Genomic DNA, 20871 nt, shown 5'->3' with positions numbered 1-20871 from the left:
CACCCGCACCGAAACCTCTGAAAACCGGGACGGGCGGGGGCGGGCGGGGGCGGGCGGGGGCGGGCGGGCGGGCGGGGGCTAGAGGGGGATCGTGCGGGGGGTGGGGGCGCCCTCGCTGATCTCGGCGTAGGCGGCTGCCAGCAGGACCGGGTCTGGGCCCTCGAGGCGGGCCGGCTTGGCGACCGCCTCGAGCACCACGAACCGGAGCAAGTCGCCGCGGGTCTTCTTGTCGCGGCGCATCACGCCGAGCAGCTTGTCCCAGCGGTCGCCGCGGTAGCTCACCGGCAGCCCCACGGACGTGAGGATCGCGCGGTGGCGATCGACGACGTCGTCGGCGAGCCGGCCCGCGAGCCGCGCGAGCTCGGCCGCGAACACCATGCCCACCGACACGGCCGCGCCGTGCCGCCACGAGTACCGCTCGACCTGTTCGATCGCGTGCGCGAACGTGTGCCCGTAGTTGAGGATCTCCCGCGCGCCGTGGTCGGTGAGGTCCTCCCCCACCACCGCGGCCTTGACCCGGACCGACCGCTCGATCAGCTCGAGCAGGACGTCCTCGCTCGTGCCGCCCTCGGCAAGCTTCCCGCCGCGCGCGACGATCCCCGCGGGGTCCGCCTCGATGAGCTCGAGGATGCGCGGGTCGGCGATGAACCCGCACTTGATGACCTCGCCGAGGCCGGCCACGAAGTCGAACGTCGGCAGGGACTCGAGCGCCGCGAGGTCGCACAGCACGCCGGCCGGCGGGTAGAACGTGCCGACGAGGTTCTTGCCCTCGGCGGTGTTGATCGCGGTCTTGCCGCCCACCGCCGCGTCGACCATCCCGAGCAGTGTCGTCGGGATGTGCACGACCGTGATGCCGCGCAGCCAGGTGGACGCGACGAATCCCGCGAGGTCGGTCGTCGCGCCGCCGCCGAGCGAGACGATCGCGTCGGACCGCGTGAAGTTGGCCTGGCCGAGCACCTGCCAGCAGAACCCGGCGACCTCGGCGGTCTTTGCGCCCTCGGCGTCGGGCACCTCCGCGAGCAGCGCCTCGTACCCGGACTCGGCGAGGTCCGCCCGTACCGCCTCGGCCGACGCGGCCATCGCCTGCGTCGCGATGACGAGCACGCGCCGGACGCCGTCGCCGAGCAACGCCGGCAGCTCGCCGAGGAGGCGGCGCCCGAGCACGACGTCGTAGGGCTGGTCGCCGCCGACGCGCACGACCCGCGTGGTCGTTCGGTTGAGGTCGTTCATTGCGGTGCTCCGGACTCGTGGTGGACGGCGCCAGCGTCGCGGGGCGGGGTGGCTCGCAGCGCGGCGGCGATCTCGTGCGCGACCTGCGCCGGGCTGCGGGCGTCGGTCGAGACCACGAGGGTCGCGACGCGGCGGTAGACCGGGCGTCGGCGCTCCATCAGCGCCTGCCACTGCGAGCGCGGGTTGCCGAGCAGCAGCGGTCGCGCCTGGTTGAACCCGACGCGCGGGGCCGCGTGCGCGAGCGAGACGTCCAGGAACACGACGGCGCCGCCCGCGGCCGCGTACGCGGCGAGCGCCGCCTCGGTGTGCGGGTCGAGCACCGCGCCGCCGCCGAGCGCCAGGACGCCGGCGTGGCTCGCGAGGGCGGACGTGACGGCGTCGCGCTCGAGGTCACGGAAGTGGGGCTCGCCGTCGTCGACGAAGATCTCGCTGATCGGCTTGCCGGCGGAACGCTCAATGTCGACATCGGTGTCCCGTGGCGCGACGCCGAGCTCGCGCGCGAGCAGCCGGGCGACGGTCGACTTGCCCGAGCCGGGGGGGCCGACCAGCACGGCGCGCGGAGCCCGCGGCGCGCGCGGGGCGGCGGGCGGGGTGGGCGTGGGGGTCAGCGGTGGCACGCCCGGAGACTACCCGTCCGATCAGACGATCGGGCTGGCCGCCGCGACGTGGAAGCGGTCGCGCCCCGCGGCCTTCGCCTCGTACAGCGCCGCGTCCGCCGCGGCGAGCACTGCCCCCGGCAGCGGCCTTGCGGGCACCTCGGCGATCCCCGCAGAGAAGGTCACCCCGGCCCCGACGTCCAGCCACTCCGCGCGCAGGGCGGTCAGCGCCGCGATCGCCTGGTTCGGGGTGGTGCGCACGAGGATGAGCACGAACTCCTCCCCGCCGTACCGGGCCGCGTAGTCGCGCCGCCGCAGCAGCTGGTCGATCGTCCTGCCGAACTGGGCGAGGACCTCGTCGCCCGCGGCATGCCCGAACGCGTCGTTGATCGACTTGAACAGGTCGAGGTCGCACAGCACGACGCAGTCGCCCTCGACGACGGCGGCCAGGCGCGGGTCGAGCCCGCGCCGGTTGCCGAGCCCCGTGAGCGGGTCGGTGTGGTTCGCCTCCTCGAGGTACCGCGTGACCAGGCGCTGCTGGCTCGACGTGACCGCGAGGATGCCGCTGATCGCGAACCACACGGCACCGTAGATGACGAGGCGGACGAACGTCGACGGAAGGAGTATGTCGACCATCGCGACATAGGTGGCCGCCGCCACCGGGACCAGCAGCACGCCCGAACGGAGGCGGTGGAACAAGCCGACGTACAAGAACCACAGCGGGATCACTCCGAGGTACGCCGACGCGACCGAGTCGGTACGAAGTCCGAGCACCGTGAAGCCGAGCAGGCCCACGAACGGAAACGCGAGGGTCGCCTCGGGCGACCAAGAGCTCCACGGCGCGCGGGTGGCCGCGAGGATGGCGAGGACCATGACGACCGTGATCGCGGCGAGAGTCCGCCACGCGGATCCGTTCAAGCCGAGGAACGGCGCGCTGGCCAGGACGATCACCTTCGACACCGCGAGCAGCGCGATCCCCGCGCCCGCGGCGGGGCCGACCTGCCCCAGCTGCGCGGGAATGTGCTGCGTGACCCATCCGACCACTGGGGTGACCGGGGTCACCCGAACGGTCCTCGGCGCTTCCTGTGGACGGGCTCTCGGTTCGATCCTCACAGTCGAACTATCGGCCGGCGGCGAGAAGTCCTGAGCGCTTGCGACGTTTTCGGCTCGAAGGGGACCATCCCGCTGCTCAGTCGACGAACTGGTGCCCGGTGGACGCCTCGGCCTTGCCGACCGCGGTGACGATCTCGGTCGCCACCGTGCGGAGCTTGACGTTGCGATTCTGCGACGCGTTCCGCAGCACGCCGAACGCGACGTCCGCCGAGCAGCGGTTCTGGCCCATGATGATCCCGATCGCCTGGTCGATGATCGTCCGAGAGGTCAGTGCCGCGCGGAGCTGGTCGGTGACCTCGACGCCGCGCACCAGATGGACCGCGAGGCTCAGCGCGCGCGACGCCTCGTCGGCGAACCGCTGGGCCTGCGCCTGCGCGCGGGGCCCGAACGTGTGCGGGGCCCGCGAGTACAGATTCAGCGCCCCGACCGCCTCGTTCCCGCCGGCGAGCGGGAGCGACATCGACGAGCGCGCCCCGAGGCTGAGCGCGCGCATGCGGTACTTGCTGAACCGCTCGTCCGAGGCCATGTCCTGGATCAGGACGACCTTGTTGGCGCGCATCGCGGTCAGGCACGGGCCCTGGTCAGGCCCGTACTGCACCTCGTCGAACTGCGCGGCGTCGGCGTCGCTGCTCGCGACCGTCGCCGGGTGGCCGCTGCGCGCGACCGTGATGCCGGCGGAGACGTCCTCGCCGATCGCCTCGACCGCGATGCCCACAAGCTGCTGCAGGAACGCTTCGACGGACTCGGTCGCCAGGAGCAGGTCCCGCAACTCGCCCGCAAGGTGGCCGCTCGTCCAGGCGGCCGACCCGCTCGGTCCTGATGGTGCCATCACTGGCCTCGTCCCGTGCATCCCAACGCCAGGCACCCTGTGCCGGGAGCCGCGCGGCACCGACGCCCGCGCCCGCCCAGCACCCCCTGCGATCGACACTTCCACCGCACCCGGCTCGCGGCAAGACCGCGTCCGGGTGACGTGCGGTCAGCCGCCCGCGCGGGCCGAGAGCACGCAGAACTCGTTGCCCTCGGGATCGGCGAGCACCACCCACGTCTGCTCGCCCTGCCCGATGTCGGCGGGGCAGGCCCCGAGCGCGACCAGGCGGGCGACCTCGGCCGACTGGTCCTGGGGCCGCAGGTCCAGGTGCAGGCGGTTCTTGATCACCTTCGGCTCGGGCACGGCCACGAACAGGAGCCCCGGCGTCCGGTCGGCCTCGGGCCGGATCTCGAACTCGTCCTCGGCCTCGTCCACGACGACCCACCCCAGGGCCCGCGCCCACCACCGCCCCAGCTCGGCCGGGCGCGCTGCGTCGACGATGACCTGCTCCCACTCAAGGCTCATGCGCCGAGCCTACTCAGCCCCGCCCGGGCGCCGCCGCGAATCGTGGTCGGCGCGGTCACGGAACGATTCGGCGGTCACGGGACGATGTTGTGGTTGATTCGGAACACGTTCTCCGGGTCGTAGCGACGCTTGACGTCGCGCAGCCGGGCGAGCGTGCCCGCGTCGAAGGTCCGCTCCGCGCCGATCGCCTGCCGGTCGGCCTCGTCGTGGCCCTGGAAGTTGACGTAGTGCCCGCCGGTCGCGAACGGCTCGAGGTCGGCGGACATGCCGCGGACGAAGTCGACCCGCGCGGCGTCGTCGCCGGGGTCGGTCCAGAACCCGTAGATGTTCAGCCAGAACCCGGCGTCCCGGTGCGGGAAGGGCGTCGCCCCCGCCGGGACGCGGCCGAACGCGCCGCCGAGGTGGTGCACGTCGAACGCCGTGCCTGTCCAGGTCTGCTCGGCGCCGCGCCGGACGAGCACGTCAATGACGTCGCCGTCGAGCCGGTCGAACGAGGCGTTGCGCCAGTACGCTCGGACGCCGCGGGGGAAGATCGGGTCGAACGCCGACTGCCACTGCACCCAGGGGACGTCGCCGGTCTCCTCGTCGTCCGGCGGGGCGAGCCCGCGCAGGCGTCCGACGAGCGCCTTGCCGGCCCCGCGGTCGGGTGAGGCCCACGCGAACCCGACGATCAGCAGAGGCTCGGAGCCCGCCTCGAGTATCGGCGGCGGGGTCAGGGTCGTCGTGATCGCCGTCATGTCGTCCGGCAGGTCGCGCGTCCAGGTCGCCAGGGCCGACCAGGCCTCGCGCCAGTGGTCGACGCCGTAGATGAAGTTCCCGGCGAACACGTCGGGTCCGAGCACGTGGGCGCGGAAGGTGAAGGCGGTCACGACCCCGAAGTTGCCGCCGCCGCCGCGCAGGGCCCAGAACAGATCGGGGTTCACGGCGGGTCCGGCGCTGACCACCTCGCCGTCGGCGGTCACCAGCTCGACCTCGAGCAGGTTGTCGACCGTGAGCCCATGCGCGCGGGTCAGCCAGCCGATCCCGCCGCCCAGGGCGAGGCCTGCGATCCCGGTGCCGGAAACGACGCCGATCGGGACCGCGAGGCCGTGCGGGTGCGTCGCGGCGTCGAGGTGGGCAAGCGTCGCGCCGGCCTCGGCCCGGACGGTCCGCGCGGCCGGGTCGACGGTCACCGCGGTGAGGTCGCCCAGGTCGAGCACCACTCCGCCGGCGACGGTGCCGAGGCCGGCGACGTTGTGCCCGCCGCCGCGGACCGCGAGCTCGAGGCCTCGAGCTCGCGCGAAGCGGATCGTGGGGGCGATGTCGGCTGAGCCCGCGGCACGCACGATCGCGGCGGGGCGCCGGTCGATCATCGCGTTCCATACCGCTCGGGCCTGGTCGAAGCCGGGATCCCGGCTACCCAGGACCCGGCCCCGCACCCTGGACCGCAGCTCCTGCAGGTCGTCGTGCAGCGACCCGGTCATGGTCATCGCGGGCTCCCTCGAGAGCGAGCAAACAGATGTCCGGACGCTACTTCCGGGGCGGAACGACCGTCAAGGCGTCAGGATCGGGCCACGCGCTCGGGTCGCGCTCGTCGGCCGCCGCCCAGCACTCGCGCGGCTCCGCGTCGAGGTGCGCCAAGGCCGCGCGCCACTCGGCGAGCCGGCGCACGCAGGATGTCGGCGGCCCAGGTTCAGACGGGCTTGCCTGCGAGCGGCACGATCATGGCCGCCACAGTGCCGCGACTACGGCGGTCCGGCCACCGCACGGCCACCGCACGTGCCAGCATCGTCGGTATGCCAGCGCTTGCCCCAGCCACGATCCTCGTGCCGACCCCGCACGGGCCGGCGGCCGCGCACCTGCACGTCGCCGAGCGTCCCCGCGGGGCGCTCGTGCTCGGGCACGGCGCCGGCGGCGGGATCCACGCGGGCGACCTGGTCGCCGTCACCGCCGCCGCCCAGTCGGCCGGGTTCACCGTCGTGCTGGTCGAGCAGCCGTACCGGGTCGCGGGCCGGCGCGCGCCGCCGCGTGCGCCCACCCTGGATGTCGGGTGGTCCGCCGTGCTCGCGCACCTGGCGGGCGACGTGCTCGCGGGGCTGCCGCTCGTCGTCGGCGGCCGATCCTCCGGCGCGCGGGTCGCGTGCCGAACCGCCGTCGCGACCGGCGCGATCGGGGTGCTCTGCCTCGCGTTCCCGCTGCAGCCGCCGGCGCGTTCGGGGCGGCCGCCCGCGCCGAGCCGCCTCCCCGAGCTGGACGCGGCCCGGGTGCCGGTGCTGGTGATCCAGGGCGATCGGGACCCGTTCGGCCTCCCACCGGCCGCCGCCGATCGCACGGTCGCGATCGTCTCGGGCGACCACTCGCTGCGCGTGGGCCTGACCGCCGTCGCGGCGACGGCGCGCGAGTGGCTCGCGGAGGTCGTGCCCGAGTAGCTCGGCGCAGAGGGGTCGGGGCGTCAGCCGCCGATGTAGGACATCTCGACGCGACCGTCGGGTCGCGGCCGGCCTGTCGCCCCGGCCCGTTGCTCGGAGTAGCGGTCGGTGCGGGCCCGCCAGATCCCGGCGAGCGCCGCCTCGAGGCGCGAGTCCGGGCCGCCGTCGCGCAGCAGGGCCCGCAGGTCGGTGCCCCCGGACGCGAACAGGCAGGTGAAGAGCTTCCCGTCGGTGGAGATCCGGGCGCGTGAGCACGCGTGGCAGAAGGCGCCGGTGACCGAGGAGATGACGCCGATCTCGCCGCCGCCGTCGCGGTAGCGGTAGCGCACGGCGGTCTCTCCCGGCGCGTGCGCGGCCACGGGCTCGAGCGGCAGCTCGGCCTGCAGGCGCGCCACGATCTCGGCCGACGGCACCACCTGGTCCATCCGCCACCCGTTGGTGGCCCCGACGTCCATGTACTCGATGAAGCGCAGGACCATCGGCGTGCCCTTGAAGTGGCGCGCCATCGCCACGACGTCGTGATCGTTGTGGCCCCGCTTGACCACCATGTTGAGCTTGACCGGGCCGAGCCCGGCCGCCACGGCGGCGTCGATGCCGCGCAGCACGGTCGCCACCGGGAACGTCACGTCGTTCATCGCCATGAATGTCGCGTCGTCGAGCGAGTCGAGCGAGACGGTCACGCGCTGCAGGCCGGCGTCGGCCAGGGCGGGAGCCATGCGCTCGAGCAGCGACCCGTTGGTCGTCAGCGCGATGTCGAGCGCGGCGCCGGTCGGCGTCCGCAGCTCCGCCAGCGCGGCCACGAGCGCGGGGAGGTTCTTGCGCAGCAGCGGCTCCCCGCCGGTCAGCCGGACCTTCTCGACGCCGTGGCGCACCGCGATCCGGGCCAATCGAACGATCTCTTCGAAGGTGAGCAGCTCGGCCCGCGGCAGGAACGCGTGGTCGCGGCCGAACACCTCCTTGGGCATGCAGTACACGCAGCGGAAGTTGCACCGGTCCGTCACGGAGATCCGCAGGTCGCGCAGCGGTCGGCCGAGCGTGTCGGCGAGCGAGGGGACAGCCACGGGCGTCGTGCTCCGTTCGAGGGTGGTCGGGCCTGCGGGACAACGATCCCACGTCACGGGCGCGACGGCTGCTTTCAGGCGGCGGGAGGGGGCGCCGACGCGGTGATGTGGGCGATGACGTAGGCGAGCCGGCCGTGGCGGTCGTTGATCATCGACGCCCGCACGGTGGCCGCGACGGCGCTGCCGTCGCGGCGCAGGTAGCGCTTGACGACGTGGTGCGTCGTCGCGGCGCCGGTGCTCAGATCACCGAGGTTCGCGACGTCCTGCGCCCGGTCGTCCGGGTGGGTGAGCTCGGCGACCGTGCAGGCGAGCACCTCCGCCGCCGTCCGGCCCAGCATCTGGGCGAACGCGGCGTTGACCCGCAGGATCCGGCCGTCGAGCCCGCTGAGCGCCATGCCGATGGGCGCGTCGTCGAACGCGTGCCGGAACTTCGACTCGCTGTCGGCGAGCTCGTGCTGCGCCGCGACCACGGCGGTGACGTCACGGCACACCGAGATGATCTCGACCGGCAGGCCGTCCACCTCACGCAGGGTCTTCGTGTCGACGTCGAACCACCGATCGACGCCGTCGCGGTGCGCGACGCGCCGCCGCGACCGACCGGACGGTCCGCTGACGGCCCGGTCGCAGGTGTCCTCGATGCGTGAGACCGGCGGGAAGTAGCTCGTTGCCGACGTACCCACCAGCTGCTGGGGCGTCCAGCCCAGCATCGTCCGGCACGTCGACGACGCGTAGGTGATCACCCCTTCGGGGGTGGACACGACCACGAGCTCGTCGGCGGACCCGAGCGGGACGGGCGCCGGCGCGGCGGCGTCGAACATGTCCGGCCCCGACCGGCCGGTGGCGCGGGTGAGCAGGAGCGTCGACGGCTCGGCGCGGCCGAAGTACCAGCCCTGGGCCGTGTCGCAGCCCATCGCGACGAGCTGGCGCGCCTGGTCGGCGTCCTCGATTCCCTCAGCGCACACCTGCATGCCGAGCGTGTGCGCCGCCTCGATCACGAGCCGGACGAGCACGGCGTCCTGGGCCCCCCGGGCGACCCGCGCGACGAACGACCGGTCGATCTTGACGATGGACCACGGCAGGGACCGCAGCATCGTCAGCGACGAGTAGCCGGTGCCGAAGTCGTCCAGCGCGATCTGGATCCCGCGCCGGCGCAGCTCGGTCAGCCGGACGGCGGTGGCCGCCAGGTCGATGATGGCCGCCGTCTCGGTGATCTCCAGGCACAGCCGGCGCGGCGGCAGGCCCGAGTCGGCCAAGGCCCGCATCACGACGCCGACGAACTCGGGGTGCTCGAGCTGCAGCGGAGAGACGTTGACCGCCACGCTGAGGTCGTCCGCGATGCCGTCGGGCGAGGTCGCCGCCCGCTCGCACGCGGTGCGCAGGACCCACTCGCCGAGCTCGAGGATCAGTCCGCTCGCCTCGGCGATCGGGATGAACTCGTCCGGCGTGATGGTCCCGAGGACGGGGTCGATCCACCGGGCCAGCGCCTCGACCCCGCACACCCGGCCCGACGGCAGCGCGACGACGGGTTGGTAGTGCACCGCGAGCGCGCCGGTTGCGAGCGCGACGCGCAGGCGCTCGGCGGTCGCCGGCGCACGGTGCGCGGCCGGAGAGTCGGTGTGCGCGGTCACACCCTCCCGTTCGGCACCGGGCGCGCGAATGTGAGGAACCCGACGCCCGGATCGGCCCAGGCGGCACGCCCAGCGGTGCTAAGCAGGGACGCGGCGCGAGAACTAGCGTGATCGCGTCAGGTGCACCGAGCAGAGGGAGTGGGCCACGTCGCGCGCAGCCGCGGCCCTGCCGGAGTATGCCGACGTGGTGATCGTGGGCGGCGGTGCGAGCGGGCTCTTGCTCGCGTGCCACCTGGCCACGAGCGACTGATCCGGCCGCACGGTCCTCGTCGTCGTCGACGACGGCTCGCGTGGCCTCGTCGATCGCTCCTGGGCGTACTGGGCCGGGGTGGCGGACCGGGCAGGGCGGCTCGACGCCGCCGTGACGGCCTCGTTCGATCGCTGCTGGGTCCGGACCGCCGCCACGGCCCACCTGAGCCGGATCGACGCGTCCGCTATCGCGTGGTGAGCGGGCGGGAGCTCGACCGCGTGGCCGACGGCGTGCTCGCGCGTGCGCCCGCGGCGGCGTCGCTGCGGTTCACCGGCCGCCGGGTCTAGGCCGGCACCATCGCGCTCGACCCGCAGCGCGCCCCTCCCCCGGCTCGGCGGGTCGTCGCGATCGGCGCCCCCGCGGGGATGGTGAAGGCGAGCACCGGCTACGGCTACGCGCGCATGCAGCGGCACAGCGCCGCCCTCACGCGCTCGCTCACCGGCGCGGGGCACCCCTTCGACGTCGGCCGGGCGCCCCGGCGGCACCGCGTGCTCGACCGGACGCTGCTCGAGGCCGTCCGCCGCGAGCCGGCGACGGTCGTCGACGCGTTCCAGCGCCTGTTCGCGGCGAACCCGGGTGATCGGGTCCTCGGCTTCCTCGACGAGGCCACCGCGATCGGGCAGGAGCTTGCGCTGATCCGCACGGTGCCGGCCGCCCCGTTCGTGCGCGCCGCGGGCCGCCTCCTCGACCCACGGCACCGGCCGCGGCCACGGGTCAGTGCCGGCGACGCGCCCTGAACCCGCTCAGCCGTTGGCGTCGGCGAGCAGCCCGCGCTGGTGCGCGATCCCGACGGCCTCGGCGCGCCCGGACGCGCCGAGCTTGGCGAGCACGTTCGACACGTGCACGCTCACCGTCTTGCCGCTGATGAACAGCTGCTCGCCGATCTGCCGGTTGGTCAGCCCGTGGGCGACCAGGGCGAGCACCTCGGCCTCCCGGGCGGTCAGGAGGTCCGCCACGCGAGCCCGCGCGCCCGGCACGTCGAGGCGGCCGCGGCGCGCGAGGGCGTGCACCGCGTCGAGCAGCGGGCCGGCGCCCATCTCCCGCGCGGCCCGTTCCGCGGCCTGGGCCTGTGTCCGTGCGCCGTCCCGATCGCCGGCCTCGAGCAGCGCCTGCGCCCATCGCCACGCCGTCCGCGCCTGCTCGTACCGGTAGCCGTAGGCGAACTCCGCCGCGGCCGCCGCCCACAGCTCCGGATCGTTGGCTCCGGTGAGCCGGCCGTGCTCGGCCCGGGCCCGCGCGAGCCAGGCGCGCCCCTCGGGGCCGAGCCTGCCCCCGCGCGGGCGGCCGCGACGCGCCGTCGTGACCGCCCGCTCGAGCAGGCGCTCCCCGATGCCGAGGCTGTCGTGCGGCTCCCGACCGGCCAGCCGGTCGGCGTGCGCGGCGTCGGCCAGCGCCCCGAGGCCGAGCGCCGAGAGCCAGATCCCGCCGAGGAAGTAGTCGTCCCACACCCCGCCCATGTGCTCGATCAGGCCGAGCGCGAGCTCGACCGCTGCGCCGGTGTCGCCGGCCCACGTCAGGGCGTCGATCGTGCACCCGCCCGACAGCAGCGCGACCTGCGCGTCCCGGTTCCACTCGGGTTCCAGCGCGCGGCCGCGTTCGACGGCGTCCGCGTCGCCGCGGGCGACGGCCGCGTATAGCTGCACGGCCGCGAGCGAGGCCGAGGCGCTCGGCGGTGCGGCCTCGACCCCGGACGACGGCGGGGACAGGTCCCCCCGTGCGTACCGGACCAGCTCGGCGAACAGCCTGAGCTGGACGGCGTAGACGCTCCACGACAGCCCCGACTCGCGCGCCCGGGCGAGGCCCGCCTCGGTCAGCCGCGCGGCCTCATCGAGCAGTCCCGCGTAGTAGCTGGTCGACGCGAGGTTCAGGTGGCAGCGCAGCTCGGTCACCAGGTCGCCCGCCTCGCGGGCGCGATCGCGGGCGCGCACGAGCAGGTCGGCGACCCGCTCGGGGTCGTCGACGACGAGGACGGCGAGCGTCGCGAGCGCGTCCGCCTCGGCCGCGGGCTCCCCCACGCTGCGGGCCTGCTCGATCGCGGCGAGGGCGCTGCGCTCGGCCTCGTCGTCCCGGTCGACCGCCACAGCCGCCCAGGCGTGCACGGCGAGCGCCCACGCGCGCTCCGCGCTGGGAGGCCCGGCGGGCAGGTCGGCCAGCGCGCGGGCGGCCTCGACGAAGCCCTCCGGGTCGCGGTCGGTCGTGAGCAGGAACCGCGCGAGCCGCGAGCGGAGCGCGGCCTGCCGGGCCGGCTCGTCGGCCGATGCCGTGACGGCCTCCTGCGTGAGCGCGACGGCCCGCTCGTCCAGCCCGGCGCGGCTCGCGGCCAGCGCGGCCGCCGCCAGCACCGCGACCCGGTCCTCGGCGAGCAGCTGCTCGGCGCCCGGCACGGCCTCCCACAGCCGCAGGATCGTCTCGAGGTGGCGCAGCTCCTCGGCGGGCGCGAGCACGTACGCAGCGTCCCGCGCGGCCTCGCGCGAGGCCCGCAGCGCCGTCGGCAGGTCGTGGGACCGCGCTGCGTGGTGGGCGAGCTGCGCGGGCGAGCCGAGCCCGGCGTCGGCGGTCAGCACCTGGCGGTAGGCGCGGTGCAGCGCGGTCTGCTCGCCCGGCAGGAGGTCGGCGTAGACCGCCTCGGCCAGGAGCGCGTGCCGGAAGGCGACGCGTCCGTCCTCGCCGCCGAGCACGTTGCGGGCGACGGCCTCGCGCAGCGCGGCGTCGAACGCGTCCGGGTCGACCGGACCGCCGCTCGCGGCGACCGCCCGCAGGAGCGGCTCGGAGACCCGGCGACCGGCGACCGACGCGACCCGGGCGAGCTGCTGGACGGCCGGGTCGAGCTGCTCGAGGCGGGCGCGGAGCACGTCCGACAGCGAGCCGGGCAGCGCGGCGGCGGCGGCCCCGGGCTCAAGCAGCTCCTCGGCGAAGTACGCGTTGCCCTCGGACCGCTCGCGCACGCTCCGGAGCAGGTCCTCGGGCACCGGCGCGCCCGTGACGGCGGACGCGAACGTGCGGAACTCGTCGGGAGTGAACGGGGACAGGTCCAGCCGCTCGACGCGCGGGTGCCGGGACAACTCGGCGAGCATCGGGCGCAGCGGGTGGCGCCGGTGCAGGTCGTCGGTGCGATAGCTCGCGACGAGCAGCACGTGCTCGGCGCGCATGCGCGCGACGAGGAAGCGCAGCACGTCGCGGCTCGAGGAGTCCGCCCAGTGCAGGTCCTCGAGGATGAGCAGCAGCGGCGCGCCCGGCCGTCCGCTGGCGGCGAGCGCCGCCGCGATCGCGTCGAACAGCTGGAGGCGGCCCGCCTGGTCCTCCATGCGGGCCGACCCGTCGTCGCCGTCCGACGGCAGCAGCAGGCCGAGGGCGGGCCGGGCCGCGATGACCCGGTCGACCACCTCCGCGCGCGACCGGAGCTGCGTGAGCGCCTCCGCGAACGGCAAATACGGCAGCCCGACCTCGCCGAGGTCGACGCAGTGCGCCGTCACGGCCGTCGCCCCCGACCGGCCGGCGAGCTCGGCGACGTGCCCGAGGAGCCGCGTCTTGCCGACGCCCGCGTCGGCGCCCACGAGCACGGCGCCGGGCTGGCCCGCTGCCGCGCGCGCCAGCGCGGCCGTGAGCGCGGCCACCTGGGTCTCGCGCGCCACGAAGGGGGTCGTCGTCATGCTGCGGGCCATGCCCCCGATCCTGGCAGCCCCGCCCGGCGACGTGTCCAGAGGGGGCGCCCCCAGATCGCGCCGAGCCGCGCGCGGCGGTACTCGAGCTCGTAGTCCAGGCCTGGTCCCCACGCCATGATGTCCATCTCGCCCTCCCGGTGCCCGCGAGCGGATCTGCTCGCACGACTCACGGTGCCGCTGAGGTGGGCGGGCCCGGATCGGTCGGTCGCCCCGACTCTCGGCGCCGGGGTCGCGTGCCGCGCCTAAGGCGCCTTAGGCGCGGGGACGGTGGCTAGGGACTGGTCGAAGAAGAGGCAGAAGGGATGGCCGGCGGGGTCGGCGTAGACCCGCAGGGGCTCGTCGGGGTCGCTCGCGCGGTCCTGCAGCAGCCGGGCCCCCAGCTCGAGCGCGCTGGCGTGGTGGCGGTCGAGCTCGGCCCGGCTCACCACGGTGAGGTCGAGGTGCAGCATCTGGGGTCGGGGACCCTCCGGCCAGGTGGCGGGAGGCAGGACGGGGACCTGCTGGAACGCGAGGCGGCCGCCCCCGGGGACCTCCAGCACCAGCCAGTCCGCCCCGAGCGGGTCCGGCTCGCCGGCGGGCGGGCGCTCGTCGCCGGGGCGGTACGTCAGCCCCAGCAGCTCCCGGTAGAACTCGGCGAGCGCGCGCGCGTCGGTGCCGTCGAGCACGACCTGGCGCACGGTGGGGAACGGTGCGGCGGCGTCGGACACGGGCGGCACGGCTCAGTCGTTGCTGTCGGGGCCGGTGTCGGAGGTGGCGTCGGCGTCGGCACCGACGTCGGCGGTCTCGGCCGTGTACGACTTGCCCGGCCAGTAGGCCCATTCCTCGAAGTGCTCGACGCGCCCGTCGGACGCGAACCGGAGCACCCAGAGGTCCGTGTACTCCTGCGGCGAATCACCGCCGTAGCGCACCAGCGCACGCACGACGGCGACGGCGCCGTCGACCGCGACGACCTCGGCGCTCAACGTGAACTCATCGCCCTCGGTGTCGACCCAGAAGTCGCGGATGGCGGCGAGGCCGACCAGCGGGGGCTCGTACGGGGAGAGCAGGTACGACGCCTCGTCGCTGAACAGCTCGCCCACCCCGGCGTCGTCCTGGTCGCGCCACGACCGCTCGTACGCCGCGACCCAGGCCATGACCGTCTCGTGATTCATCCTCCCGACCTTGGCACGGTGGCGCCCCGACCGCGCGGCGGACGTCAGCCGATCGCGTCCAGGTAGACCCACTCCCCGGCGGCGCGCACGAAGCGGCTCACCTCGTGCTGAACTCCTGCACCGTCGGCGGAGCGGTAGAACGCGCTGAACTCGACCGTGCCGTCGGCGTCGGCGGAGCCCCCGCGCACGGTGGCCAGGACGTCCAGCCGGTACCACCGCACGCCCGCGTCGAGGGTCAGGGTCGGCGGGCGGGTCGAGCGGTGCCAGGTGCGCCGGAGGTAGCCGGCGTCGCCGACGGCGAACGCGCTGAACCGGGACCGCATGAGCCGCTCGGCGGTCGGCGCCGCCCGCTCGGCCCGATGCAGCGGCTCGCAGCACTCGGCGTAACTCAGCCCGCTCAGGCACGGGCAGCGCTGGGCGGTCACGGCGGGCCCGCGTAGCGAGCCGCGACGTCGGCCTGCGCGCGAAGGCGCGCCGCGGCGTCGACGCGGCCGAGGTCCGCGTACTCCTGCGCGGACGACCTCCACTGCGCGACCTCGGCCCGGACCAGCGCACCGAGTGCGGCGTCGGTCAGGGCGTTGCGCGCGACCTCGCTGCGGCCGATGCCCGCGCTCGCGCCGGCCACGTGCTCGCTCGCGTCGTCGGGGTCGGCGCGCCCGGGGGCGGCGGCCTCGGCGTCATCGATCGCGGCGAGCAGCGCCCGCACCGCGGCGACGGCGACGGCGTCGCGGGCCTTGATCGCCGCGGTCAGGTCGTGGCGGAGCATGGGGCGCAGGGGCGCGGGGATCGACTCGGGTACGGACATGCGCAGGCAGGCTACCCGTCGGGCGGCAGGTCACCGCCAGTGTGAGGTAGATCACACTCACTGGACCTCAAGGTGTCCGGTATGCCGCCGATGAGTAGAGCAAGGCGCGGACGCCGGTAAGTCGGATTCCGCGCTTCAGGTCAGCGACAAGAGCAAACCCGTCGGAAGGCGGGGACGCAAAGCCAGGGGCCCAGAAGGGGTAGCCCAGCTACCGAACGACTATGGAGGAAGCCACCATGCACAAGTCCACGTTGAACGTCACCCCGCTGCTCACGCCGGGCGAGGTGGCCACGATGTTCCGGGTCGACCCCAAGACCGTCACCCGCTGGGCCAACAGCGGCAAGATCACCGCGGTGAGGACGCTCGGCGGGCACCGCCGCTTCCTCGAAGAAGAAGTCCGGGAGCTGCTCGAGGCCGTTCCGACCCAGCGGCGCTGATTCGGTACTGATTCGGGCCCGGGGGGCGTGCGCCATTGCGCGTGCGCCCCCCGGGCACCGCACGCGGCGACCCTGCCGCCGAGTGGATCGCTGCACCGGCACTGGCTCGGAGCGGAGAATTGCCATGACGAGGTGCACATGCCTCTACGTGTCGCAGGACGACTCGTTGGTGCTGGTCGTCCGCGACCCGGACTGCCCGGCGTCGGCGATCCACGCCGCCACCGACCTGGCGGTGCAGAAGGCGACCGACTGACGGCCGCCGGCCGCGCAGCCCAGCCGGCCGCGCACCACAGCCGCGCCGACGTCGGCGCCGCACCCCACAGCCTGCGGGTCAGTCGCCCGGTTCGGACGTGGGCGGCGGGACGTTCTGGTTGCGCCGGAAGAGGTTCGTCGGATCGTAGGTCGCCTTCACAGCCGCCAGCCGGTCCCACGTGCTGCCCGGATACGCGGCCCGCACCCGGTCCGGTCCCTCGTCGCCGAGGAAGTTCACGTACGCCCCGGGGTCGCCCTGGTCGAGCTGGCCGGCGACCTCCTGGACCCACGCGGTGCGCGCGGCGCGCTCGGTCGCGCCGTCGTAGACCGCGGCGACATTCACCATGATCTGGCTCGACCGGTGCGCATAGGCGGTGTCCCCCGCGCCGACCTGGGCGATCGCTCCCCCGAGCACGCGGAACTGCGCGACCCGCATCGCGGCGTCGCTCGTCCGCAGGCGGTCGACCACCGTCGCCGCGCGCTCGGGCCCGACCTCGTCGACGAACATCGTCCGGACGACGGCGGTCGGGCGGGGGCCGTCCGGTTCCGGCCCGAACAGCTCGGGGTACGGCTGCGGACGCAGCAGGTCGGCCAGCGGGTCGGCGAGCGTGCGGAACGGCGCGAGCGCCCACTCGGCGTCGGCGGCGCTCCCGGCGAAGCAGAGCAGCCCCATCAGGACCAGCTGGCCATGCTGCTCGGCCGGCACGAATGGCAGCGGAGGGCACGGCATCACGTTGGCGATCGTGGTCAGCTCTCGCGGCGCGGCCTGCGCCGCGGCGACGAACCCGGCGACCGTCTGCGCCGTCGCGGGCAGCAGGAGCATCCCGCCGACGACGTCGGTGAGCGCGCGCAGCCGGTAACGGAACCGCGTCACGACCCCGAAGTTGCCGCCGCCGCCGCGCAGCGCCCAGAAGAGCTCGGGGTGCGCGTGCTCGTGCACCCGGAGCACCCGGCCGTCGGCGGTCACGACGTCGGCCGCGATCAGGTTGTCGATCGTCAGGCCGTGCAGGCGCGAGAGGAACCCGACCCCGCCACCGAGCGTGATCCCCGAGATTCCGACCGAGCCGGTATCGCCGAACCCGATGACGAGCCCGTGCGCCGCGACCGCTGCCGTCAGCTCGCGCGCGGTGAGGCCCGCCTCCGCCCAGACCGTCCGGTCGCCCGGATCGATCTCGACGGCCGTCAGGTCCCGCAGGTCGAGGACGAGGCCGCCCTCGGCGGTGCTGTGGGCGGCGCCGCTGTGCCCGCCGCTGCGGACGGCAAGGGCGAGGCCGGACGCGCGGGCGAACCGGATGACCTCCGCGACGTCGGCGTCGCTCACGGGCCTCGCGATCATCGCCGGTCGCGCGTCGACACCGCCCGTCGGCATCGCGCGAAGCGTGTCGTAGTCGGGGTCGCCGGGGTCGATCACCCGGCCGGCGAGGCGCCGGCGGAGGTCGTCGGGGGTCGCGGCGTTCGGTGCCGTCTGGACGGTGGTCATGGAGACGCTCCTTGCGGACTCGGCGGGTTCAGCCTTGCAAAGCTCGACCGGTGCGGGCACAACGACTCATCGCCGCACACTCACCTGACGCGCGCGGTGACGCCGAGGTGACCGAGTGTCGCCGCACCGTCGTCGAGCCCTACGCCCGCGCGTCGTACGCGCGCGTGAGCCAAGCGCGGACCTCGTCGTCGACGTTCGCGGGGCCCGTCAGATCGACCGAGTGCGTGCACATCCCGGTGGTCGCGACGACCCGACCCGCGGGCTCGGCTCCTTTGAGGTTGAAGCCGAGGCGGACCCGGGCCGCCGACGGCGCCTCGACCAGCGCGAACTGTCTGCCCCGACGCAGGCTCACGGCCGACTTCTGCACGACGACGCTCACGTCGTCACCCAGGCCGCGCGCGGTCGCGACGACCAGGTCGCAGATCGGTCGCAGCGCCGCCTTGCCCTTGGCGTACTGCGCGTCCAGGAGGGCGTCCGGCGACGCGGGCCCGCCGGCCGCGGCGGCCCGCACGGCGAGCGCGAGCCCGTTCGCGTTGCCGTGCGTCAGGCCGTGTTCCGCCTTGAGCCAGGCGAGGATCTCGCCGTGTCGTTCGAGGCCGGCGGCGGAGGCCGCGGCGGCCCAGTCGGCGACGCTGCGCCCGGTCGCCTGCTCGATGTTGCGCAGCTGCGCGGCGGCGGCTTGCTCGGGAGTGGACATCGTCGCCTCCGGGACGGCGGATTCGTCTGACCCTCCGCACGATGGCACTGCCGGGTGGCGACGCGCCAGCCCTACTCTCGTCAGCCGTGCTCGCTACACGCCCGCGTTCAGCGGGCCGAGCGGTGGCTGCGGCTACAGGTCGCGGAAGCGCTCCTGCGCGGCCTGCCGCGTCGTGCCGAGCGTGTCGCCGACCTGCTGCCAGGTCACACCCTGGCGTCGCGCCTCGTGCACGGCCTGGCGCATGTGCAGCTCCGCGGCCTGCAGCGCATCGCGCGCGGCCCCGATCGCGCGCACGTGGCTTTCGGGAACGGTGGTGGTGTCTGAGAACGGCTCCGTTGTCGTCATGCGTCAAGACTAACCTGACGCGGGGGCCCAGGACGACGACGCGCCGCGCGCGGCCGGACCGTCCCACGAGGCGGCCACGCGCACCGCGATCTGGACGGTGCGCCTAACCTCACGGGGTGAGCAGTCGACCGAGCGCGTTGCACGCCCCCAGCACGAGCGCCCGCCAGCGCCGCGCCTGGTGTCGGCGCTGACCCTCGCGTCACGTCCGGGTCCGCCGCCGTCGGCCGAACCCGAACCCCACTTCTGCTCAACGCCTGCGCTCGACCCCCGAGGACCTCCCATGACCCTGCCCAGCACCCCCGCGCGCGCGTCCCGGCCGAATGGCCAGTGGGCGGTCGACGGCCACGCACCCCTGAACCCGAACGAGGTGGTCAAGGCCGCCGACAACGGCCTGAACGTCCGGGACCGGATCGAGAACGTCTACGCCGCGGGCGGCTTCGACTCGATCCCGGCCGACGACCTGCGGGGTCGGCTGCGCTGGTGGGGCCTGTACACGCAGCGCAAGCCGGGGATCGACGGCGGGCGGACCGCGACGCTCGAGCCGCACGAGCTCGAGGACCGGTACTTCATGCTCCGGGTCCGGATCGACGGCGGCGCGCTGACCACCGAGCAGCTGCGCACGATCGGGGCGATCTCGACCGAGTTCGGCCGCGGCACCGCCGACATCACCGACCGGCAGAACATCCAGATCCACTGGATCCGGGTCGAGGACGTGCCCGAGATCTGGCGCCGCCTCGAGGCCGTCGGCCTGAGCACCACCGAGACGGCGGGCGACGTGCCGCGCGTGATCCTGGGCAGCCCGGTCGCGGGCATCGCCGCCGACGAGATCCTCGACCCCACCTGGGCGATCGGGGAGATCGCCCGCCGCTACCTCGGCGACCCCGAGCTCGCCAACCTCCCCCGCAAGTTCAAGACGGCGATCACCGGCCACCCGAGCCAGGACGTCCAGCACCAGATCAACGACATCGCCTTCGTGGCCGTGAACCATCCCGAGCTCGGCCCGGGCTTCGACCTGTGGGTGGGTGGCGCGCTGAGCGTCGCCCCGCGCCTGGGCGAGCGGCTCGGCGCGTTCGTGCGCGAGGAGCAGGTCCCGGACGTCTGGGGCGCGATCACCTCCCTGTTTCGCGACTACGGCTACCGGCGGCTGCGCACCAAGGCGCGGCTGAAGTTCCTGCTCGCCGACTGGGGCGCCGCGTGGTTCCGCACCGTGCTGCAGGACGAGTTCCTCGGGTACGAGCTGCCAGACGGTCCCCCGCCGCCGCGACCGACGCGCGCGGGCGACCACGTCGGGGTGCACGCGCAGAAGGACGGCCGGTTCTACGTCGGGGCCGCGCCCTACGTCGGCCGCGTGTCCGGACCGGCGCTGACCGCCGTGGCCGAGCTCGCCGACGCCGCCGGGTCGCACCGCATCCGGCTGACGCCCTACCAGAAGCTCCTCGTCCTGGACGTGCCCGCCGACCAGGTCGCCGCCGTCGTCACGGGGCTGCGAGCGCACGGGCTCGAGGCCGAGCCGAGCCCGTTCCGGCAGTCCACGATCGCGTGCACGGGCATCGAGTTCTGCAAGTTCGCGATCGTCGAGACCAAAGCGACCGCGATCCGCGCGATCGACTCGCTCGACGAGCGCCTGATGGACCAGCCGGGCCTCGCCCCGATCAGCCTGCACATCAACGGGTGCCCGAACTCGTGCGCGCGCATCCAGACCGCGGACATCGGCCTCAAGGGCCAGCTGGTCATGGACGACGACGGCGCGCAGGTGCCCGGCTACCAGGTGCACCTGGGCGGCGGGCTCGCCTCGCCGGACCGCGACGAGGCCGGGCTCGGGCGCACCGTGCGCGGCCTCAAGGTCACCGCCGACGGCGTGCCCGAGTACGTCGAGCGCGTCGTGCGCCGCTACGTCGCCGACCGCGAGAGCACCCCGACCGGCGTCGAGCCGTTCGGGGCCTGGGCGCATCGCGCGGCGGAGGAGGCCCTGCTCTGACGAGCCGTCGCCCGCCGCGGTCACCGGTTCAGGCGCTGGCGCCAGTCGTCGGGCACGCGCCCCAGCGGTCCCGGCGACGCCTGACCAACCGGGTGGTGCAGCGGCGCGGCGAGCTCAGGCCCCTCGGACATCGCGTCGTCGGGGTAGCTGTAGAACCACGTCTCGCCGGGCTCGTACGAGCGGATCCACGGATGACCCTGCTCCCGGGCGTGCCGGCTGGCGTGCTGGGCCGGCGACGAGTCGCAGCACCCGACCAGCCCGCACTGCGCGCATCGGCGCAGGTGGAACCACCAACCGCCGAGCTCCTCGCAGGCCGCGCACCCGGGCCCGCTCGGCGCGACGTGGGGATCGATACCTGGGGTGTCCATCAAGTCGCTCCATCTCTCGCGAACGGGTCCGGGCTGCCGCCCGAGCCCATCGTGGCCGACCACACCCGCGTAGGCCA

22 protein-coding genes and 1 riboswitch are annotated in these 20871 nt (G+C 74.6%); of the genes, 5 read left to right on the top strand and 17 right to left on the bottom strand.

From position 1 onward, the window contains the following. Nucleotides 1-78: 78 nt before the first annotated feature. From aroB to J4E96_RS10230, 6 genes are all read right to left on the bottom strand, one after another. On the bottom strand, nt 79-1230 hold the full coding sequence (gene aroB / locus J4E96_RS10255) for a 3-dehydroquinate synthase (RefSeq protein WP_227422014.1): 1152 nt from the start codon (nt 1228-1230) through the stop codon (nt 79-81). Continuing rightward, on the bottom strand, nt 1227-1847 hold the full coding sequence (locus J4E96_RS10250) for a shikimate kinase (RefSeq protein WP_406619716.1): 621 nt from the start codon (nt 1845-1847) through the stop codon (nt 1227-1229). Before J4E96_RS10250 ends, aroB begins: the two co-directional genes overlap by 4 nt. 21 nt (nt 1848-1868) lie before the next feature. Then, entirely contained in the window at nt 1869-2888 is a 1020-nt protein-coding gene (locus J4E96_RS10245) for a GGDEF domain-containing protein (protein ID WP_227422013.1), read from the bottom strand. Nucleotides 2889-3015: 127 nt separating this feature from the next. Then, nucleotides 3016-3768 (bottom strand): GAF and ANTAR domain-containing protein, encoded by a 753-nt coding sequence (locus J4E96_RS10240; RefSeq protein WP_227422012.1) that lies wholly within the window; start codon nt 3766-3768, stop codon nt 3016-3018. A gap of 147 nt (nt 3769-3915) precedes the next feature. Beyond that, complete coding sequence (locus J4E96_RS10235; RefSeq protein ID WP_227422011.1) at nt 3916-4272, bottom strand: VOC family protein; 357 nt, start codon at nt 4270-4272, stop codon at nt 3916-3918. Between the two features lie 74 nt (nt 4273-4346). Continuing rightward, on the bottom strand, nt 4347-5741 hold the full coding sequence (locus J4E96_RS10230; RefSeq protein ID WP_227422010.1) for an FAD-binding oxidoreductase: 1395 nt from the start codon (nt 5739-5741) through the stop codon (nt 4347-4349). A 306-nt stretch (nt 5742-6047) separates the two neighbouring features. Here J4E96_RS10230 and J4E96_RS10225 point away from each other — a divergent pair, with 306 nt between their 5' ends. Continuing rightward, nucleotides 6048-6680 carry an alpha/beta hydrolase family protein gene (locus J4E96_RS10225; RefSeq protein ID WP_227422009.1) on the top strand — a complete coding sequence of 211 codons (633 nt, stop codon included), beginning with the start codon at nt 6048-6050 and terminating at the stop codon, nt 6678-6680. Nucleotides 6681-6703: 23 nt separating this feature from the next. On the opposite strand, the gene moaA is transcribed toward J4E96_RS10225, so the two are convergent. Further along, complete coding sequence (gene moaA, locus J4E96_RS10220; protein ID WP_227422008.1) at nt 6704-7741, bottom strand: GTP 3',8-cyclase MoaA; 1038 nt, start codon at nt 7739-7741, stop codon at nt 6704-6706. Between the two features lie 74 nt (nt 7742-7815). After that, nucleotides 7816-9369, bottom strand: a complete 1554-nt coding sequence (locus J4E96_RS10215) for a sensor domain-containing phosphodiesterase (protein ID WP_227422007.1) — start codon at nt 9367-9369, stop codon at nt 7816-7818. A 546-nt stretch (nt 9370-9915) separates the two neighbouring features. On the opposite strand from J4E96_RS10215, the gene J4E96_RS10210 reads away from it, so the two are divergent. Continuing rightward, nucleotides 9916-10356 carry a lycopene cyclase family protein gene (locus tag J4E96_RS10210; RefSeq protein WP_227425722.1) on the top strand — a complete coding sequence of 147 codons (441 nt, stop codon included), beginning with the start codon at nt 9916-9918 and terminating at the stop codon, nt 10354-10356. A 6-nt stretch (nt 10357-10362) separates the two neighbouring features. Here J4E96_RS10210 and J4E96_RS10205 read toward each other — a convergent pair whose 3' ends face one another. The 5 genes from J4E96_RS10205 to J4E96_RS10185 all read right to left on the bottom strand — a co-directional run bounded on the left by J4E96_RS10205 (nt 10363) and on the right by J4E96_RS10185 (nt 15237). Beyond that, nucleotides 10363-13281 (bottom strand): helix-turn-helix transcriptional regulator, encoded by a 2919-nt coding sequence (locus J4E96_RS10205; RefSeq protein ID WP_227422006.1) that lies wholly within the window; start codon nt 13279-13281, stop codon nt 10363-10365. 242 nt (nt 13282-13523) lie between these two features. After that, on the bottom strand, nt 13524-13997 hold the full coding sequence (locus J4E96_RS10200; RefSeq protein ID WP_227422005.1) for a VOC family protein: 474 nt from the start codon (nt 13995-13997) through the stop codon (nt 13524-13526). A gap of 3 nt (nt 13998-14000) precedes the next feature. Next, a complete protein-coding gene (locus J4E96_RS10195; RefSeq protein ID WP_227422004.1) occupies nt 14001-14432 on the bottom strand; it encodes a nuclear transport factor 2 family protein in 432 nt (143 codons plus the stop codon). 44 nt (nt 14433-14476) lie between these two features. Continuing rightward, entirely contained in the window at nt 14477-14857 is a 381-nt protein-coding gene (locus tag J4E96_RS10190) for a YchJ family protein (RefSeq protein WP_227422003.1), read from the bottom strand. Then, entirely contained in the window at nt 14854-15237 is a 384-nt protein-coding gene (locus J4E96_RS10185; RefSeq protein ID WP_227422002.1) for a hypothetical protein, read from the bottom strand. Before J4E96_RS10185 ends, J4E96_RS10190 begins: the two co-directional genes overlap by 4 nt. A 141-nt stretch (nt 15238-15378) precedes the next feature. Beyond that, a riboswitch (cyclic di-GMP riboswitch) is annotated at nt 15379-15453 on the top strand. Nucleotides 15454-15473: 20 nt separating this feature from the next. Here J4E96_RS10185 and J4E96_RS10180 point away from each other — a divergent pair. Both J4E96_RS10180 and J4E96_RS20200 read left to right on the top strand, forming a co-directional pair. Next, nucleotides 15474-15674: a BldC family transcriptional regulator gene (locus J4E96_RS10180; RefSeq protein WP_227422001.1), complete on the top strand. Its 201-nt coding sequence runs from the start codon at nt 15474-15476 to the stop codon at nt 15672-15674. Nucleotides 15675-15798: 124 nt separating this feature from the next. Continuing rightward, complete coding sequence (locus J4E96_RS20200) at nt 15799-15927, top strand: hypothetical protein (protein ID WP_264466146.1); 129 nt, start codon at nt 15799-15801, stop codon at nt 15925-15927. A 78-nt stretch (nt 15928-16005) separates the two neighbouring features. Here the strand turns inward: J4E96_RS20200 and J4E96_RS10175 are convergent, their stop codons facing one another. The 3 genes from J4E96_RS10175 to J4E96_RS10165 all read right to left on the bottom strand — a co-directional run bounded on the left by J4E96_RS10175 (nt 16006) and on the right by J4E96_RS10165 (nt 18448). Then, entirely contained in the window at nt 16006-17406 is a 1401-nt protein-coding gene (locus J4E96_RS10175) for an FAD-binding oxidoreductase (protein WP_227422000.1), read from the bottom strand. Between the two features lie 139 nt (nt 17407-17545). Then, the gene (locus J4E96_RS10170) at nt 17546-18103 is read right to left on the bottom strand and encodes a DUF4287 domain-containing protein (protein ID WP_227421999.1); all 558 of its coding nucleotides are present in this window, start codon (nt 18101-18103) and stop codon (nt 17546-17548) included. A 132-nt stretch (nt 18104-18235) separates the two neighbouring features. After that, complete coding sequence (locus J4E96_RS10165) at nt 18236-18448, bottom strand: hypothetical protein (protein ID WP_227421998.1); 213 nt, start codon at nt 18446-18448, stop codon at nt 18236-18238. A 280-nt stretch (nt 18449-18728) separates the two neighbouring features. Between J4E96_RS10165 and J4E96_RS10160 the strand changes: the two genes are divergently transcribed. Then, nucleotides 18729-20426: a nitrite/sulfite reductase gene (locus J4E96_RS10160; RefSeq protein WP_227421997.1), complete on the top strand. Its 1698-nt coding sequence runs from the start codon at nt 18729-18731 to the stop codon at nt 20424-20426. Between the two features lie 20 nt (nt 20427-20446). Here J4E96_RS10160 and J4E96_RS10155 read toward each other — a convergent pair whose 3' ends face one another. Beyond that, nucleotides 20447-20794, bottom strand: coding sequence for a UBP-type zinc finger domain-containing protein (locus J4E96_RS10155; protein ID WP_227421996.1), 348 nt, complete (start codon nt 20792-20794; stop codon nt 20447-20449). Nucleotides 20795-20871: the final 77 nt, after the last annotated feature.

Origin of the sequence: Pengzhenrongella sicca (assembly GCF_017569225.1) — a bacterium.
In the GTDB taxonomy this organism is placed as follows: domain Bacteria; phylum Actinomycetota; class Actinomycetes; order Actinomycetales; family Cellulomonadaceae; genus Pengzhenrongella; species Pengzhenrongella sicca.
The sequence above is the reverse complement of the archived record's forward strand: the minus strand, read 5'-3'. Positions and strand labels throughout refer to the sequence as shown.

Excerpts from the sequence above, each read along its gene's own strand:
- aroB (WP_227422014.1), bottom strand. The coding sequence starts at position 1,230 with ATGAACGACCTCAACCGAACGACCACGCGGGTCGTGCGCGTCGGCGGC.
- J4E96_RS10240 (WP_227422012.1), bottom strand. The coding sequence starts at position 3,768 with ATGGCACCATCAGGACCGAGCGGGTCGGCCGCCTGGACGAGCGGCCAC.
- J4E96_RS10235 (WP_227422011.1), bottom strand. The coding sequence starts at position 4,272 with ATGAGCCTTGAGTGGGAGCAGGTCATCGTCGACGCAGCGCGCCCGGCC.
- J4E96_RS10230 (WP_227422010.1), bottom strand. The coding sequence starts at position 5,741 with ATGACCATGACCGGGTCGCTGCACGACGACCTGCAGGAGCTGCGGTCC.
- J4E96_RS10225 (WP_227422009.1), top strand. The coding sequence starts at position 6,048 with ATGCCAGCGCTTGCCCCAGCCACGATCCTCGTGCCGACCCCGCACGGG.
- J4E96_RS10205 (WP_227422006.1), bottom strand. The coding sequence starts at position 13,281 with ATGGCCCGCAGCATGACGACGACCCCCTTCGTGGCGCGCGAGACCCAG.
- J4E96_RS10195 (WP_227422004.1), bottom strand. The coding sequence starts at position 14,432 with ATGAATCACGAGACGGTCATGGCCTGGGTCGCGGCGTACGAGCGGTCG.
- J4E96_RS10185 (WP_227422002.1), bottom strand. The coding sequence starts at position 15,237 with ATGTCCGTACCCGAGTCGATCCCCGCGCCCCTGCGCCCCATGCTCCGC.
- J4E96_RS10180 (WP_227422001.1), top strand. The coding sequence starts at position 15,474 with ATGCACAAGTCCACGTTGAACGTCACCCCGCTGCTCACGCCGGGCGAG.
- J4E96_RS20200 (WP_264466146.1), top strand. The coding sequence starts at position 15,799 with ATGACGAGGTGCACATGCCTCTACGTGTCGCAGGACGACTCGTTGGTG.
- J4E96_RS10175 (WP_227422000.1), bottom strand. The coding sequence starts at position 17,406 with ATGACCACCGTCCAGACGGCACCGAACGCCGCGACCCCCGACGACCTC.
- J4E96_RS10170 (WP_227421999.1), bottom strand. The coding sequence starts at position 18,103 with ATGTCCACTCCCGAGCAAGCCGCCGCCGCGCAGCTGCGCAACATCGAG.
- J4E96_RS10165 (WP_227421998.1), bottom strand. The coding sequence starts at position 18,448 with ATGACGACAACGGAGCCGTTCTCAGACACCACCACCGTTCCCGAAAGC.
- J4E96_RS10160 (WP_227421997.1), top strand. The coding sequence starts at position 18,729 with ATGACCCTGCCCAGCACCCCCGCGCGCGCGTCCCGGCCGAATGGCCAG.
- J4E96_RS10155 (WP_227421996.1), bottom strand. The coding sequence starts at position 20,794 with ATGGACACCCCAGGTATCGATCCCCACGTCGCGCCGAGCGGGCCCGGG.